Below are 17,618 nucleotides of genomic sequence, written 5' to 3' on the forward strand. Positions count from 1 at the left end.
GGTGTTTAACTGGCTCGACGAATATAGCCTTCAAAAGCCATAGTAGGATCCCAAGGGGTATGCTGAGGACCCCCAGAAGCTAACTGGCTTTCTGTTGCGGTAAGATATTGGGTGGCTAACGCGCTGACTAAATAATCAATCCGTTGCTGCTGATTACTATCGACCAGCCCCGGCAGCTCTTTATGGTGATAAATTGACGGCGCTTGTTTTTTACTGTTTAGGCTGGTGGCTGAAATAGTGACTTTGCGGCCATGTTCCGATTCATAAATATATTCATTAGTGCCATCAATTGAATTTTGGCGTGTCGTCGGAGTAGTATTGAAGCCGATGAGATAAATACTGTCTTTTTTATGCGGATCGATAATAAATGATCTGCCAGCAGAATAGCCATCGATAACAAAAACAGTTTTCCCGCCGCCGCTGTACAAATTATCGTCATGACCGTTTGAAATCAATAAATCATTATCTTTGCCTGCCGATAAATTATTGTTGTCTCCGCCCCCTGACAGTAGATTATTGCCTCCCGAGACAAATAAATTGTCATCGAGTGAGTTACCTTTAATCACTCGCCCATGTTCACTTTCATCATCGATACGGTGATAACCATAAGGCAAATCTATAACATTATAACGTTGAGATGTTTCACGGTTTAAATCTAGATTGATATTATTGGTTCGCAGCTCAAGCGTGGGTTCTCTGCCTTGCAGTGTACTCGAGAATTCGTCCATAGGACGCCATGGATTGAAATTTGGGGATAACTTGGCTGCTTTAGCTTGAACGGTTAAGTGATTGACGAAGTCATCTAAGTTAGCGCTATCAAGATTAGGCAGTATTTCTGTGAGTGCCCCATAGTGATGTACTTGATTTTGTGCATTTTTATCGATGGTCGGTTGTTTAATATTAACCACGCGACCAGTTGCCGAGGTATAGCGGTGCAGTACAGTGCCATCCGTGGCCGTTTTGACACGGTAGGATGAATCAAAATTGACTAAGTGGATACGGTTATGACCCCAATCATCATCGATATAAACTGTGCTTTTATTTCCATTGCCGTCAATCAGATAGTGATCATTTCCTTGTTGCCCTTGCAGGGTATCATTACCTTGCAAAGAGAGCAGTAAATCACTTTTATTACCGCCTTGCAGATGATTATTTCCAGCGCCGCCATACAGCGCATTGTATCCTCCCGTCGCTGAGATAGAATCATCTTTATCGCCGCCGATAAACACATGGCCGGAGTTACTTAGATCAACCACAGGCTGGGAATTTTTGCTTTTACGTAAATCAATGAGCCCATTTTCGGCACTGTCGCCTTTGGCTATCACCTTGATATTATCTTTCTGTGTCGGCGTGAGTTGATTGATGGGAGTGATTTGACTATCGAAAGTATCTAATTGAATCTTGAAAAGATTATTATATTGATCCTGTATTAGCACGTTATTGGCGGTGAGTTGATCAAAGTTTTGAAAACGAATAGCCAGTTTTTGTTGCCTCAATGGTCCCTTGAGATACAAAGTATTATTTTCCATTTTCAACTGAAAACCATTTTCTGTCGGCAGGGTAATAATAACTTTATCCTGTTCTCCATACTGTGTAGTGCCGCTTAGATTAGACACTTGTGAGAAATCGAAAATAATTTCGTTTTGTTCAAAATGGTCAGGAGTAATTTGATATATATCCTGTCCACGACTGACATTAATCAAACTATTGCGGTTGATGGCAGTAACTTGGTTATTTCTATCATCGCCGGTATAAACAAAATTTCTGGCCATTCCTATCGGAGTAAATATTCCCCATGCTGGTGTATTATATTTTCGGTCGTTATTAATCGTGATCATTTGCTGTGGCTGATCAAAATTAACACTATTAATTGTGGATTTTTGTCGGTCTAAATCTTGCAAATAACTAATATTAAATATATTGGCATTAATCTCATTTGGGCTATTTAGAGTCAGATGCTTTAATATCGACGTTAATTGAAAACCATCACGGGTTTGAAGATGATATTGGTGATTAGGTTGTCGACCATTATCGGTGTGTCGATAAACATTTTTGAATACGAGTTCAATTTTACTTTTAAGATGAGCATAGCTTCGGCCTTCAAGGGTTCCACCAGTAATACCTACTTTTATCTTTAAATCAGTACCGGATACGGAGACTTGTTCAATCTCATCGAGAGAATAAGCTAAACTTACTTGGCTGTCAGAGGATGTATTTTCATTAATAATCACTGAATGGCTAAATATTTTTTCACCATAATAAGGTGAGTATTTCGGATTAATCATGGTTTTTTGTGAGAGTGTTTTTTTATCTTCATCAAAAACATCTTTTATTTGATGAAAATCCTTAATTGTGTGTTCGACGGATAGGCGCTGAATATAGTAGCTATCATTACCTTCGCCGCCGATCGCCTCTCCTTCAGTTAATACCAGTTGATCGTCCCCGTCATCCCCAAATAAGGTATCTTTACCTGCGCCGCCATCTAATAAGTTATTATCGGCATTACCGCGTAAATTATCGTCAGTAGCTACTGGGGTTTTGACGATAATATTTTGGAAGTTTTTTAGTTCCCCTACATTGATAGTTTGTGTACCTTGCGCTTGTCGATAAATAATCTGCTGGCTAGATAAACTGATATCTGCATTATAACCATCAGGCAGAGCGCAAATTTCTAAAGTATCTTGTCCTTGTAGGGCATCGAAATATTTTTGTTTTAAGTTAACACCAGCAGATGAATAAATATTGGTGCTGGTGTCCCATAATTGGAATAAATCATTTTTGTCCCCACCGACAAAGTATTTCGCCCCTTGCTGGGCAATAAACCCATTTTCTTCTGTTTTTTTGCCAATAATAATATCGTTACCGTTAGCAGTATTAAAACTGGTACCGTTACGATAGGGAGCGAATAATAATTGCGCGATTCTAGCCTGGTCATTGACGACAGTTTCACTCAGTATTTTAATTGCTATATCATCATCCAGATCGGGATGATCCATAGAAGCATAATCTTTTTGTAAACTCAGTAAACGTAATTCTCTATCGACTAATTTTGCCAACTGCTCGGCTAATGGTAAGGTTGCAACTTCGTCTATTGGAATCGAAAAGCGCTGTTTGAACGCCTCTAAGGTAGGATCACTATATTCTGAATTAAAGATTAGCTGTTCATTGGTGTCTTCGATACCGGTTTTTATCAGTTTAGGGGCGGGTGCTTCTCGCTTTGTATAGCCATTATTGCCAGGGATATTAACGGTCTCCATTTGACCATTCATTTCTAGGTCGTAATGTCGAATGATAAAATCGGCTTCTGCTGCGGTGAATGTCGGGGCATTTTGGCTAGAATAATAAACTTCACCGGTGCCATTGACGTTAGCGAATACGCTATAAGTGCCACCAAAAAAACTCCCATTCTTATATAAATAATACTTTTTTTCTGCTTGTAAAATCGGTTTACCGATCACTGTCAAATAATCTTCAAAGCCCGCAGGTAGCAACGATGAACGGAAGCGCTCGATCTCTTCTAGGCGACTTTGTTCTTCAAAAGCAGCAACATACTGCAGTTGATTGATTCGGATCAGTGTGTCTGTACTAGGTGCGAGGCCAATAGCCGCCCGAGCACCCTCAATAAATTTTTGTTCTAATGAAAGATCGACGTACGATTCAATGAGTTCAACGGCGCGAATACCCGAATAAATCATGCCTCCGACTAATAACGCGCCGCCGATGACTAACCCAACCATTGGTACAACGCTAGAGCCGGCTAAAACACCAATTAATGTAATGCCGCTGATAGTTATTCCTGAGATTGATAGTCCCGCATTGACCATTAAATCTTGGCGCATTTCGGGATCGCTGGTGGTTTCTAATTGGGTGAATATTTTGTATGCCTGATAACTGTCGAGGCCTATGCCAATTAAATTAAATAGAATAGATATCTTTCCTGCCATCGAGGCACCAGAGAAAACGGAACTTGCTTTGGCATATGAGATATTTAATAAAATCGGTTGAAGAATAATATCGCCATAATTAAAAAAGGCAGAAGCGCATGAAATATAAATAAATTCTTCTAATTCAGACCGTTGTTCTTCGGTTAAATCTGGGTGGGATAACTGCGTAATCATGCTATGAAGTGAATTGATAGTCGCGATCATTCCAACGCCTGCCATCATTTGTCCTGCTCGGTTAATCACTTTGGCATAGCGGGGTTGTTTAAAGCCGAGCGTACGTAATTCATTAAGTGTTGAAGCATTCACTGGTGCGCCATCAGCATCGATTTGTTGCTGAATGATAGTAAGCTGTTTTGTCAGTATTGCATTGTCTGGAATATCAGCCCCAGAGGCGATAATATTTTGTATTCCGTTGCCATCTAATTGATTTTTTAGTATTTGTAGTAAATGGGTACTGTTGGGGTTATCGCCTAAAATAGTTAATGCCGACAGCAATTTTTTGGCATCAAAACGGGCATTAGTATACCAGTCTGAGCGCGAAAGATGGCTGGCATTTAGAGGGGCTCCATCAATAGTAACGCCCAAGTTTTTTAAGCTATTAAAGGGAATATCATGTTTACCAAAGTGAACATTGAAATTGTCACTGGGCTGCATTAATGGTGAGGTTAAAATATTATTCCATTGCCTAGTAAGTAAGTTCCCATCGTCTAAGACGGTCTGTTTAGTCTGCTTAAATGTCGCACTAAAATCGTCGGGGGTAGAAAGATCAAAACCTGCTAATTGACCGCGTGATTGAGTCGTGCCATTTTCAAGCGTTATTTGCTGCTGCATATATTGGGTGACTATTTGGGTAAAATCGTTCTGAGCTTGATAAAAATCGGGCTGATTAACGGTTAAAATTATGCCATTAGTATCAATAAAACGATAATTATGCTGGTCGCCGAGCTTCTGATAAAGCACCGTATATGGCGAGTTCTTTCCCTTTATTTGGTAAGCCTGACCAGCGATCCCACTATTAATAAGGTGTTTAAATGATTGATTATTTTCCGTGCTGTTATCATTATTGACGGAGGATTGATAAAACTGCTGATACTGCGTTAATAGCTGGCTCTCTTCGATTGAAAGCATGCCTTGATGTTGCTTTTGCTGCAATTGGCTCATGTTTTCTAATGAACGATAGAACTCATGTTCTTTATCTTGAGCTAGAAAAAACGCATATTGTAGGCTGATTTGTGGATCGTTGGGGTCGATTGTCTCGGTATTTTGATAGCGTATAGGTTTGAATAATGTAACCTGGGCATCGGGAGATATCTCTTTTGCAGTAGCCGATAGTATTGCGTGCTCTGCCATTAGTCGAGTATCCCATCGAATACTGGTATCTAAGGCTTGTTTTAGGTTGAGATGACTTAAAGGCGCGTTATTCCCTTCAAAATTATCGTGATGTAGCCCGATAAAATTACTCAGCCGCTGCTGAAGTCTCGCTAGTTCCTCGGGTTGAATAATTGTGGTAAATAGAGTGGTGCGATCAAATTGACCATCCAATTTGGCGAATAATGGCTGAAGTTTATGAATTGAGGAGTCACTCAAATTTGTTAATATATTGGGATTTTCACCCAATGCTGTTAGTAAAGTCTGAACATCGATGGCTTGCTGTTGCAAGGATTGTGTTAAATCAAGATTAAAAATAGTCTGCCATTGATCACTTTGACCGGCTTTTAATGAGCCATCATGATTAAAATAGGAATTCACTTTCTGACTGATTAAAGGATCATAAATCGCAGCTCTTACTTTATTAATATCTAATTTTCCATTAGATTTCATAAAATAATGACCAAAAGCAGGGTGTTTATCTAAAGTAATGTGGTCAAACTTAACCTCGGCTAATCCTAATTTATTCAGTACTTTCCTAACTATCGATTTGTTTTTTGATGACGTTATTATTGTTCCTTTTGGGGGACCAAGAATATCTTTAATTTTATTTATGTCGATATTTTTAATTTGGCTACTATTATCAATGGTGTAAATATTGCCATCTTCTTTACTGATAAATAATGGACTATTAAATTGTGTTAACTGCTTTTTATTGGCTAATATTTTTTGAGGAAAAATGCGTAAATCTAAATTATCTGTGTAAATAACAGTAGTATTATCTTTTTGATTTAAAGTTATTTTTATCTGATGATTAGAATTATTTAAATTAGCAGGAATAAATTCATCGAGAGTTAGGTGACTTTTTTTAGACTTAATTAAACTAAATTGCTTTTTATTGGTTAATAGCTCATTAATTACACTGTGATGAATATCATCAATGTTAATTTTATTAACCCCTTTTATAACCTCATTATTGGCAGATTTTTTATATTCTCTGATTCTAAATTCAAAATCATTGTTTTCTAATTTTTTGAATTCATAGAATTCACTATTATTTTTAATAAATTTAGTTAAATTCTCGCTAAAATCATCAACATTATTATAGGATTTAATCCCCGTATTGGGATCAAAGAATTTATAGTTAATCTGCTGAGTTTCGGTATCATTAATAATACTGATAGCCATTGCATGATTGCCGCTGATAAAATGAAAATAACTGTCATCAGGCGCCGGACCGAGAGTACGTAACTGCTCGATAAAAGCTGATAATTTCTTCCGCGATGAATAATCGTAATTACCGCCATTTAATGTGTTATTGGTAGCAATTAAGCCATATTTTTGTGTGATATTATCACTAGCGGCTAAAACTTGAGTAGTTAATTGATTTTCAGCCATCATTATAAAGTTTTTTATATCAATCGGTTTTAATTTTTCAATGAGGTCATTAGATCTATTTTCATAGTTATTTTTTAATATTTTAAATGCCTGATGTTCTATTATTTCACTGCCTTCTGGCGTTTTGATATAATCCGGATCTGTTATTCCAATATAATATTTTTTAAGCAGATCTAATTTTTTATTATTATAATCTTTAAAGTTTATTTGATCTTTTTTGGGATGATATTTATTATTATAATCATAAATACGTTCAATGTTAGTTAAGAAGGTTTCTTCTGCAATTAATTGGATATTATGAGAAAAATCATTATACTCTGATATATCAAGCGATAAGTTTTTATTTTTTTGATATTCTGTAATATCAATAATAATATTTTTCAATAATTGTTCGGCTTGTTGCTTCTCTTTTTTATGATAGGCTCTTTCTAGTTTTGATTTAAAAACATTCTTTTTTGAATTAATGATGCTTTGTAATTTATTAATGTAAGATAAATATTCTGAGCCGTTATTATTTACCTCATGTTTTAAGAAGTTAGCACTTAGACCATAACAGACACCCTCTTTATATTCTTTGAGTTGTTTTTTATCACCGAATGCAAATAACTCATTGATGATTTTGGTGAAGTTATGGCTATCCAAAATGTCTAATTGGTTAAATTTGGTTTTTTCCATGAATATGTATACGTCCTTGTATATTTAAAAGAGATTTAATAAAGAAAGTATGCTAACTATATCGCATGACATTTAATTTTATTAAATCATTCGTATACAATTCTATTGAAAAAGAAATTATTATGTCTGTTATCTAATTTTAGGATAAACTTCAGAGTAAGCGATTATATTTATCAGATAGGTATTAAATATAGATAAATTATATTTTTAGTCTTCTTTAATATGATTGAGTTTTCATATAAAAAAAGCCTAACTAATGTTAGGCTTTTTATTCTTATCGAATTATTGAATATGACATCTATTGATGCAATCGATATATATTGTGATTACAGGCCTGATTTTCAGGACAGGCACGGCAGCTCGTTCCGGTTAAGCAGACCGTAATATCGACCTTTTCCACTTTTCCCATTGCCGTGAGCTTCTCTAGCATTGCCTGCACTAAAGGCTCAGGCGCAGATAGCTGTTGGCTAATTAAGCGAGCATCTGCTTGGCCATAAATAGCCAATAAATCACGAACTTGCATCAATGTTGCCATTATTTATCCTTAGTGACAGCTTTTTTTGCTACAGTCACAACATTCATTGCTACGCGCTGAGGAATTTTTTAAGCGTAATGTAACGCGACTTCGTGAGCGACGTAACAGCATAAAAATAATCAGATTGACCAAAATGACAATGCCGATGATTAAGGCGCTACTGTCGGGATGCTGGCTGAATGTGGCTATTTGATAAAACAGAGCTGATAGACTATAAGCGACATTTAATCCCCACAGAATTGCAAAAGTCATCCAGCCACGCGTGGTTTCACGGGCAATCGCCCCCATTACTGAAACACATGGCACATACAGTAAGACGAATATCAAATAACTGTAGGCCGAAATAGCCGAACCAAATTTAGCGGCCATTGTTCCCATCGAACCCCCATCCATTTCACCATCGCCTTTACTGGCTTCGATAGGATTAGATAATGCGCTTAAGGTAAAGGTTCCTTTTAGGCTATCCCACGTTTCGGTGACGGCATCCTCAAGTTCTTCGAGTAGATTAAATGCTTTAGCATCAAAAGGTTGAGTTGTAATACTTTCAGCGGTATATAGGGTATTTAATGTACCGACTACCACTTCTTTTGCCATCGCTCCAGTTATCAAGCCGACTGTTGCTTGCCAATTATCATTATGAATACCAATAGGTTGCAGTACAGGCGTGATCACTTTACTGACCGATGCGAGTGCAGAATCATTGATATTATCTACAGTTTTGCCCGACAGAGAGAAGCTATTTAATGCGCCGATAAACATACTGGCGATAACGATAACTTTACCGGCACGCAGTACAAAACCTTTTAAACGTTGCCAAGTTTGAATCAATAAGGTTTTTAAATGCGGCACGTGGTAGACCGGCATTTCCATAACGAAAGGAGAAGCCTCACCGCGCATAATAGTATGTTTAAGTAATAGGCCAGTCAGGATAGCAACCACAATCCCCAGCAAATAGAGGGAAAATACCACGCTGGCACCGTTCTTACCAAAAAACGCGGCAGCAAATACGGCAAAAATAGCTAAACGTGCGCCGCAAGACATAAACGGAGCCATGAGCACAGTGATTAAACGTTCACGGGGTGCATCTAAAGTGCGCGCCCCCATGATGGACGGAACATTACAACCAAAGCCAACAATCAATGGAACGAATGATTTTCCGGGCAATCCGAGAGCTTGCATTAACCGATCCATGACAAACGCAGCACGCGCCATATAGCCAGAGTCCTCCAGCATCGATAAGAATAAATACATCATACCGATTTGCGGAACCAGTGGTAATACCGTATTGATACCTCCACCGACCCCTTGAGCAAGAAACACGGTTAGCCATTCGGGGAAATTAAGAGAATAGCCTACCCATTGAATACCATGGATAAATATGGCTTCTGATCCGCCTTCAAACAGCGGCTGCAATGCCCCACCGATGTTGATGGCTAAGACAAACATCAAATACATCACGAATAGAAAGACTGGGACACCTAACCAGCGATTAAGCACTAAATTATCAATCGATTGAGTGAGCTTATTTGGCTCCGCTGCTTCATTATTGATCGACGTATCACAAATGCTGGCAATAGTTTGATAGCGAGCATCAGCGATGACTAATTCAGGCTCTTCCAGCTGTTTTTCGATGAGCCGAGTACGCGAGGCTGCCAATAACTCCGATGTGATCCCCCCTCGTTGCTGGCTAAAGATATCGCCTTCGAGCATTTGTAAGGCTAGCCAACGGCGTTGCTGTTGACTGAATTGATTATGTGAAATCGAGTTTGATAATTTATCGACTTCTTCTAATAAGCTAGAGGGATATTGAACTAACGCATTACTGGTACTAGCAGGATAATTATCGATAATATTTTTCAGTTTATCGATACCAGTCGCACGAGTTGAAACTAACGGGATCACTGGGCAGCCAAGTTGCTGCTGTAATTCCTCTATATTGATTTCTATGTGTTGATTCTCGGCGATATCCAACATATTAAGGGCAATGATGCAGGGAACACCGAGTTCAAGCAGTTGTAGAGTGAGGTATAAATTACGCTCTAAATTTGAGGCATCAACCACGTTGATCAACATATCTGCTTCGCCACTAAGAATGAAATAGCAGGCAATTTGTTCATCTAATGAGGTTTGTTCAGAAATTGTTGTCAGCGAATAGGTACCCGGCAAGTCAACCAATTCAATTTGATGCTGCTGAGTATTAAATCGGCCAACTTTACGTTCAACAGTAACGCCAGCCCAGTTACCCACCCGTTGGCGGGAGCCGGTGAGTTGATTGAAAAGGGTCGTCTTACCTGCATTGGGATTGCCGATTAAGCCGATAGTCAGTGGTTTCATAAATAGTTGCCAATGAGTAAGAAAAATGACAGGAATGAGCCTTTAGATCTGGAAATATCGAGCGCAGAGTATTAAACCGTTGCATCATCCAGATTAAGCAGTTCTAAATCTTTTTTACGCACAATCAGGCTGACTCTGCGTGTTTCTATTTGAATCGGGTCACCTAAGGGGGCGAGACGAACAACTTTGAATATTGAGCCGGGTAACATACCCAGAGATAATAATTTTTGACGGTATGCCGGGCTGATTTTGCTCGAAAAACCGACGATTTTATAGCTGTGATCAGGAAGAATAGCCATGGTGCCTTCCGAAGGTAGTTGGGAGTTATTATCCCGTTATGTCAGTTCACAGAGATACGCTATTCGACGTCTCCCCCGCTGATTTTGTTATTCATGGTATAACTGATTATAAAAAATAATACTATTTAATTAAATAGTAAACGAATTAAAAATGCGAATCATAATCAACAACCATTGGGGCTATTTAGCCTCGATTCAGCTTTAAATAGCTTGATTTGGATCAAAAATAATCAGATTTTGGTGGTTTTATATACCAATGCCATGATAATTATTTGAGTGTTGGGAGGTTTTTTACTTAGGTGATTTTATTCAGATAGCACTAATATAAGGTGCTATTAATAAATATTATTTATAAATAGCCCGCAGCATAATACTGCGGGCAGACTATTTTAGCGGCAGGTTATCGTTTTTTGCCTAATGCTGCCGCAAGGGCATCACTCATTGCACTATTACTCGCTCCGGTATTGGCATTATTACCTCGGCGATTATTGTTATTATTACTATTGTTATTATTACTACGATTCGTCTTTTTGGCGGTGTTTTCTGGTCGATCAGGGGCTGGGGATGAACGCAAAGTGGGTGCAGTTCTTTCTCCGGGTTGTTCATCTAATCGCATAGTCAATGCGATGCGTTTACGATTAATATCAACATCAATAACTTTAACTTTGACGATATCACCGGCTTTTACTACGGTGTGTGGATCTTCGACGAATTTGTCAGATAGTGATGAAATATGGACTAATCCATCTTGATGTACACCGATATCGACAAAAGCTCCGAAATTAGTCACATTAGTAACAGAGCCTTCGAGGATCATTCCCGGTTGTAAGTCTTTCATTGTTTCGATGCCATCGGCAAAGGTAGCTGTTTTGAATTCAGGGCGTGGGTCACGTCCTGGCTTAGCTAACTCTTTTAGAATATCGGTAACTGTTGGGATACCAAATTTCTCAGTAGTAAAATTGTCGGCTTTTAAGTTTCTTAACGCTTCTGCGTTGCCCATGATTTCTTTGAGTGGCTGTTTTACAGTCGCTAAGATTTTTTCGACTACAGGATAGGTTTCAGGATGAACTGTCGAGGCATCTAACGGGTTATCGCCGTTAGAGATACGTAAAAATCCGGCGCATTGTTCAAAGGCTTTTGGCCCTAAGCGAGCTACTTTTAGCAATTGTTTACGGTTATTGAATTGGCCATTTTCATCACGCCAATCAACAATATTTTGGGCTATAATTTTGCTTAGTCCCGCCACACGGTTTAATAAGGCCACAGAGGCTGTATTTAAATCGACGCCGACCGAGTTCACACAGTCCTCGACAACAGCATCCAGTTTGCGCGCTAATTGTGTTTGGCTAACATCATGTTGATATTGGCCTACCCCGATAGATTTAGGATCAATTTTTACTAATTCAGCCAGTGGATCTTGTAAACGGCGTGCAATAGAGACCGCACCACGAATAGACACGTCTAAATCGGGAAATTCTAATGCGGCTAGTTCAGACGCGGAATATACCGAGGCACCCGCTTCACTGACAATGACTTTTTGTGCGGTTACCTCTGGGTATTGTCGCTGAACTTCGGCGAAAAAGCGTTCGGTCTCGCGTGAAGCCGTTCCATTACCAATCGCCACTAATTCAACCTGATGTTTTACGCACAGCGCTGCGACACTGGCGGCAGCTTTAGTCGCCTGCCCAGTATGCGGATAAATTGTATCGGTAGCGATCAGTTTACCGGTCGCATCGACGACCGCAACTTTTACACCAGTACGTAAGCCGGGATCCAGTCCCATCGTAGCTCGCATGCCTGCTGGCGCAGCCATTAATAAATCGTGCAGATTGCGAGCAAAGACGTTAATTGCTTCTTCTTCAGCTTTCTCACGTAGCGTGCTCATTATTTCTGTTTCTATATGCAACAGAACTTTAATTCGCCATGTCCAGCTAATAACGGCCTTGCGCCAGCGATCTGCGGGGGCATTATTGAGTCGAATATCAAGATGATGAGTGATAATTTCTTCGCAATAGCTTTCTTTTGGTGGCTCATCAAATTGCGGATCTGGATTAAGAGAGAGTTGTAAAATTCCTTCGTTTCTTCCTCGGAACATCGCGAGGGCACGGTGCGAAGGCACGTTAGCTACGGCTTCGTGATGATCAAAATAATCACTAAATTTAGCCCCTTCTTGCTCTTTACCTTCGATAACTTTGGCGACAATCTCCGCATTTTTCCATAAATAATGACGTACTTTTGCCAACAAGGCCGCATCTTCGGAGAAGCGCTCCATTAAAATATAACGTGCGCCATCGAGTGCTGCTTTGGTATCGGCGACACCTTTTGCGGCATCAACATAGCTTTCAGCACTGATTTCAGGATCTTGCTGTGGATTTTGCCATAAGCTATCTGCTAAAGGTTCTAATCCTGCTTCAATCGCAATTTGCCCACGAGTACGACGTTTAGGCTTGTACGGTAAATAGAGATCTTCGAGTTCTGTTTTATTTAGCGTGCTATTAATTGCATTATCCAGCTCTGGGGTTAATTTCCCTTGTTCGCTGATAGATTTCAATATGGTTTGTTTGCGGTCGTTAAGTTCGCGTAAATAACTTAAACGGCTCTCAAGCTGGCGTAATTGCGTATCGTCGAGTCCACCGGTTACTTCTTTACGGTAGCGGGCAATAAAAGGAACAGTATTTCCTTCATCAAGCAGCGTGATTGCGGAAAGGACTTGTTGCGGTTGGGCTCGTAGCTCGTTAGCTATAATTTGGCTTAGGGTAGCATTACTCATTAGATTTCTTTTATACCTGCTTATAAGGAAGGTTAAAATAATGGCACAGTTATACTTGGTGATGGGGGGAATTTCCAGTTAACCGAGATTATTTGCTGTCTTTCTGCTCCCTGGCTGCATGAATAATAATATTTAGGATATTATTGTTATCATCTGATTCTTGTTTTTTTTATTTCATATATAGTTATTGAATGGAATATTTATCACTAAGAGATTATGGCAAAAAGTCACTATATTACACGTCAGGGCTGGGATGCCCTCGATAGAGAATTAAAGTATCTCTGGAAGGAAGAGAGACCCCGTGTCACGCAGGCTGTTTCAGACGCTGCGGCAATGGGCGATCGTTCTGAAAATGCTGAATATATTTACGGAAAAAAACGCTTAAGAGAAATTGATCGCCGAGTGCGTTTTTTATCTAAACGATTAGAGCAACTTAAAATTGTTGAGCCAGATCCACGACAAGAAGGAAAAGTATTCTTTGGTGCTTGGGTTAAATTAGAAGCGGAAGATGAAACCATTAAAATTTATCGTTTAGTTGGGCCGGATGAATTCGAACCCGCTAAACAGTGGATTTCAATTGATTCGCCGGTTGCAAGGGCATTAATTGGTAAACAAGTTGATGATGAGGTCAGTGTAAGCACGCCTGGCGGGCTTGCTACTTACAGTATCTTAGCCATTAGCTATAAATCATTTGAAGAGTAATTAGCCGTTAATACGCTGATATAAAGCGTTTATATCGCATGATTAATTAATAGGATAATTACATACATTTGGTTTATTCTTATCTTAAATGTTAGATTACACACAATTAGTACATATTAAGGACTAAAAAATGCAAGAAAGTTATAAGGTTCTTGTTGTTGATGATGATATGCGTCTGCGAGCATTGCTTGAGCGTTATTTAACTGAGCAAGGGTTTCAGGTTAGAAGTGCGGCAAATGCTGAGCAAATGGACCGGATCTTAACCCGAGAATCTATTCATTTAATCGTCCTCGATTTAATGTTGCCGGGTGAAGATGGTTTATCTATTTGTCGCCGGCTAAGAAGTCAAAATAATCCGATTCCAATTATTATGGTGACAGCCAAAGGTGAAGAAGTTGATCGTATCGTTGGGCTAGAAATCGGTGCTGATGATTACATTCCAAAACCGTTTAATCCGCGTGAATTATTAGCCAGGATCCGTGCAGTATTGCGCCGTCAAGCAAATGAACTTCCGGGGGCGCCTTCTCAGGATGATGCGGTGATTACTTTTGGTAAATTTAAGCTTAATTTAGGCACGCGTGAGATGTTCCAAGGCGAAGAAAATATGCCATTAACCAGCGGTGAATTCGCTGTACTGAAGGTATTAGTTTCTTATCCGCGTGAGCCGTTATCTCGTGATAAATTAATGAGTCTAGCGCGCGGCCGTGAATACAGTGCAATGGAACGTTCCATTGACGTTCAAATTTCACGCTTACGTCGTATGATTGAAGAAGATCCTGCTCATCCTCGATATATCCAAACGGTTTGGGGTTTGGGGTATGTCTTTGTTCCGGATGGCAGTAAAGCATGAAGCGGTTGAGATTCTCACGCCGAAGTACCTTTTCACGTTCACTATTTTTAATTGTGGCGTTATTGTTTGCTAGCCTTGCGACCAGCTATTTGGTGGTACTAAATTTTGTTGTTATGCCGAGCTTACAACAATTTAATAAGGTATTGGCTTACGAAGTACGCACGTTAATGGCCGAAAAAATGGTACTTAAAGATGGCACAACGGTGAGAGTCTCTCCTGCTTTACGCAAGAAAATCTATAATGAATTAGGAATTACGTTTTATGCACATTCGGCTGCAATGGACGAAGGGCTGAATTGGGCTAAGCATTATACTTTTTTAAGTGATCAAATGACCCATTATCTGGGAGGGCATGCAGATGTTCGCCTTGAGATTGGGCGTGAATACCCGATTTTATGGTTAACCTCTTATTTAGCTCCAGATGTTTGGGTTAGGGTTCCATTGACCGAAATTGGCCAAAATCAATTTTCACAGGTTTTTCGCTATACTATTGCTATATTTTTGACTATTTTTGCCGGCGTTTGGTTATATATTCGTTATCAAAATCGACCTTTGTTAGCATTGGAATATCATGCTAATCAGATAGGTAAAGGGATTATGCTGCCGGCAATGAAGGAGGAGGGGGCTGTTGAAGTGCGAGCAGCTATCCGTTCATTTAATCAAATGACAGCGGGTATTAAAACCTTAGATAATGATAGAACCATTTTGATGGCAGGGGTAAGCCACGATTTACGCACACCATTAACCCGTATTCGTTTAGCGACAGAAATGATGGGGCAAGAAGACGGTTATTTAGCCGAATCAATCAATAAAGATATTGAAGAGTGCGATGCCATTATTGGTCAATTTATGGATTATTTGCGTACTGGCCAAGAAATGAATATGGAATTCTGTGATATGAATGCCATTCTGATGGAAGCCATTGATTCTGAAAGCGGTATCGCTGGCGGTATCGAAGCTGCATTAATGCCAGGAGCGATTACTGTTAATGCTAACCCATTAGCTATCCGGCGCGCAGTAACTAATATGATAGTTAATGCTTATCGTTATGGTAATGGTTGGATTAAAGTTAGTAGTGGTAAAAATGATGAAATTGCATGGTTTCAAGTTGATGATGACGGTGTAGGGATCAAAGAAGACGATATTCAGCGCCTCTTTCAGCCATTTGTGCAGGGCGAAAAAGCGCGTAGCAATAAAGGAACTGGCTTGGGCTTGGCAATTATTCGCCGTATTCTAGATGCGCATGAAGGTCATATTGAAATAGCTAAAAGTGAGCGTGGAGGGTTATCAATTCGGGCAGTTTTACCGTTAACAGAGCCTGAAGATTAATTATTGCAGCGTTCAACAGGCTAATTTTGGTTATTTATAATATTTTGATGCGTTTTTATGACCGTATTTTTGTTTACTTTTATCCACCGAAAAAATAGCCATTCCTATTTTATCTCCTTATAAATCAATGATTTTTTCTCATAGATTAACTTTCTTTGCGGTTACTTTATTTGAATTCTCTTCTATTGTCATAAAACTGTCATAAATAAGACATGTTGCTGTAACCAAATTGTCCTATTTTCCTTAGTGTGGCTTATCACTCAACAATTGATGATTAAATTGTTTATTTGCATTCCATCAGGAGCAATTATGAAAATGATGCGTACTACTCTGGCCAGCGTTATGGCAGCGACACTTTCTCTGACAGCGATGTCTTCTTTTGCCGCTACCAGCTTAACGGGTGCAGGCGCGACATTCCCAGCCCCGGTTTATGCAAAATGGGCTGATTCTTATCATAAAGAGACCGGTAATCAAGTTAACTATCAGGGGATTGGTTCTTCTGGTGGTGTTAAACAAATTAATGCAAAAACCGTTGATTTTGGTGCCACTGATGCCCCATTGAAAGATGAAAAACTAGCACAAGACGGTTTATTTCAATTTCCAACAATTATTGGCGGCGTAGTTTTAGCGGTAAATGTTAAAGGCATTCAATCCGGCGATTTGACGTTAGATGGCAAAACGCTCGGTGATATTTATCTGGGCAAAATCAAAAAATGGAATGACCCAGCGATTTCTAAGCTGAATCCAGGTGTGACTCTGCCCGCACAGAATATAGCGGTTGTTCGTCGTGCCGATGGTTCAGGAACAACCTTTGTCTTTACTAGCTACTTAGCGAAAGTGAGTCCAGATTGGCAACAAAAAGTAGGCGCGGGTTCAACCGTTAACTGGCCACAAAGTGTCGCCGGTAAAGGTAATGATGGCGTTGCTGCTTTTGTTCAGCGTTTGCCGGGTTCGATAGGTTATGTTGAATACGCTTATGCTAAACAGAATAATTTAGCCTACACCAAATTAGTCTCAGCTGATGGTCATGTGGTTTCACCGACCGGTGAAAGCTTTAGTGCCGCAGCCAAAGAGGTCGATTGGTCGAAATCATTTGCGCAAGATTTAACTAATCGTGCCGGTGAAAATGCGTGGCCAATTGCCTCGACAACCTTCATTTTAGTCCCGACTAAACAAGATAATGCGGAGAAAGGCAAAGCCGTTCTTGAGTTCTTTAATTGGGCTTACGAAAAAGGCGGAAAACAAGCCGAAGCATTAGATTATGCGACCTTGCCACCCGAAGTAATTACTGCGGTTCGTGCAGCGTGGAACAGCAATATCAAAGATAGCCAAGGTAATCCGTTATTCTGAGAATAATTAACTATTGTTAGGGTTGGAAGATGGGAGGCGAATGTTTAGGATGAAGATTATCCTCC

General features: G+C 39.6%; 9 protein-coding genes. 4 read left to right on the forward strand and 5 right to left on the reverse strand.

Annotated elements, in window-relative coordinates; genetic code table 11:
• Positions 1 to 5: 5 nt before the first annotated feature.
• The 5 genes from M992_RS03640 to M992_RS03660 all read right to left on the reverse strand — a co-directional run bounded on the left by M992_RS03640 (position 6) and on the right by M992_RS03660 (position 13,323).
• Positions 6 to 7,385, reverse strand: coding sequence for a hypothetical protein (locus M992_RS03640; protein ID WP_053907360.1), 7,380 nt, complete (start codon positions 7,383 to 7,385; stop codon positions 6 to 8).
• A 298-nt stretch (positions 7,386 to 7,683) separates the two neighbouring features.
• Entirely contained in the window at positions 7,684 to 7,920 is a 237-nt protein-coding gene (locus M992_RS03645; RefSeq protein WP_053907361.1) for a FeoC-like transcriptional regulator, read from the reverse strand.
• A 9-nt stretch (positions 7,921 to 7,929) separates the two neighbouring features.
• The gene (feoB, locus tag M992_RS03650) at positions 7,930 to 10,254 is read right to left on the reverse strand and encodes a Fe(2+) transporter permease subunit FeoB (protein ID WP_053907362.1); all 2,325 of its coding nucleotides are present in this window, start codon (positions 10,252 to 10,254) and stop codon (positions 7,930 to 7,932) included.
• A gap of 71 nt (positions 10,255 to 10,325) precedes the next feature.
• Positions 10,326 to 10,553, reverse strand: coding sequence for a ferrous iron transporter A (gene feoA, locus M992_RS03655; protein ID WP_053907363.1), 228 nt, complete (start codon positions 10,551 to 10,553; stop codon positions 10,326 to 10,328).
• Between the two features lie 400 nt (positions 10,554 to 10,953).
• Positions 10,954 to 13,323: a Tex family protein gene (locus tag M992_RS03660; RefSeq protein ID WP_053907364.1), complete on the reverse strand. Its 2,370-nt coding sequence runs from the start codon at positions 13,321 to 13,323 to the stop codon at positions 10,954 to 10,956.
• A 216-nt stretch (positions 13,324 to 13,539) separates the two neighbouring features.
• On the opposite strand from M992_RS03660, the gene greB reads away from it, so the two are divergent.
• The 4 genes from greB (at position 13,540) to pstS (ending at position 17,553) form a co-directional block, all read left to right on the forward strand.
• Positions 13,540 to 14,025 (forward strand): transcription elongation factor GreB, encoded by a 486-nt coding sequence (gene greB, locus M992_RS03665; RefSeq protein WP_053907365.1) that lies wholly within the window; start codon positions 13,540 to 13,542, stop codon positions 14,023 to 14,025.
• A 130-nt stretch (positions 14,026 to 14,155) separates the two neighbouring features.
• Complete coding sequence (ompR, locus tag M992_RS03670; RefSeq protein ID WP_036948456.1) at positions 14,156 to 14,875, forward strand: osmolarity response regulator transcription factor OmpR; 720 nt, start codon at positions 14,156 to 14,158, stop codon at positions 14,873 to 14,875.
• The gene (gene envZ, locus M992_RS03675) at positions 14,872 to 16,203 is read left to right on the forward strand and encodes a two-component system sensor histidine kinase EnvZ (RefSeq protein ID WP_053907366.1); all 1,332 of its coding nucleotides are present in this window, start codon (positions 14,872 to 14,874) and stop codon (positions 16,201 to 16,203) included. The genes ompR and envZ overlap by 4 nt, the downstream gene beginning before the upstream one ends.
• A gap of 309 nt (positions 16,204 to 16,512) precedes the next feature.
• Complete coding sequence (gene pstS, locus M992_RS03680) at positions 16,513 to 17,553, forward strand: phosphate ABC transporter substrate-binding protein PstS (RefSeq protein ID WP_053907367.1); 1,041 nt, start codon at positions 16,513 to 16,515, stop codon at positions 17,551 to 17,553.
• Positions 17,554 to 17,618 lie beyond the last annotated feature (65 nt).

Source organism: Moellerella wisconsensis ATCC 35017 (assembly GCF_001294465.1).
Lineage (GTDB): Bacteria > Pseudomonadota > Gammaproteobacteria > Enterobacterales > Enterobacteriaceae > Moellerella > Moellerella wisconsensis.

Bases quoted from the DNA above. Each gene is read 5' to 3' on its own strand.
- M992_RS03640 (WP_053907360.1), bottom strand. From the start codon at position 7,385: ATGGAAAAAACCAAATTTAACCAATTAGACATTTTGGATAGCCATAAC.
- M992_RS03645 (WP_053907361.1), bottom strand. From the start codon at position 7,920: ATGGCAACATTGATGCAAGTTCGTGATTTATTGGCTATTTATGGCCAA.
- feoB (WP_053907362.1), bottom strand. From the start codon at position 10,254: ATGAAACCACTGACTATCGGCTTAATCGGCAATCCCAATGCAGGTAAG.
- feoA (WP_053907363.1), bottom strand. From the start codon at position 10,553: ATGGCTATTCTTCCTGATCACAGCTATAAAATCGTCGGTTTTTCGAGC.
- M992_RS03660 (WP_053907364.1), bottom strand. From the start codon at position 13,323: ATGAGTAATGCTACCCTAAGCCAAATTATAGCTAACGAGCTACGAGCC.
- greB (WP_053907365.1), top strand. From the start codon at position 13,540: ATGGCAAAAAGTCACTATATTACACGTCAGGGCTGGGATGCCCTCGAT.
- ompR (WP_036948456.1), top strand. From the start codon at position 14,156: ATGCAAGAAAGTTATAAGGTTCTTGTTGTTGATGATGATATGCGTCTG.
- envZ (WP_053907366.1), top strand. From the start codon at position 14,872: ATGAAGCGGTTGAGATTCTCACGCCGAAGTACCTTTTCACGTTCACTA.
- pstS (WP_053907367.1), top strand. From the start codon at position 16,513: ATGAAAATGATGCGTACTACTCTGGCCAGCGTTATGGCAGCGACACTT.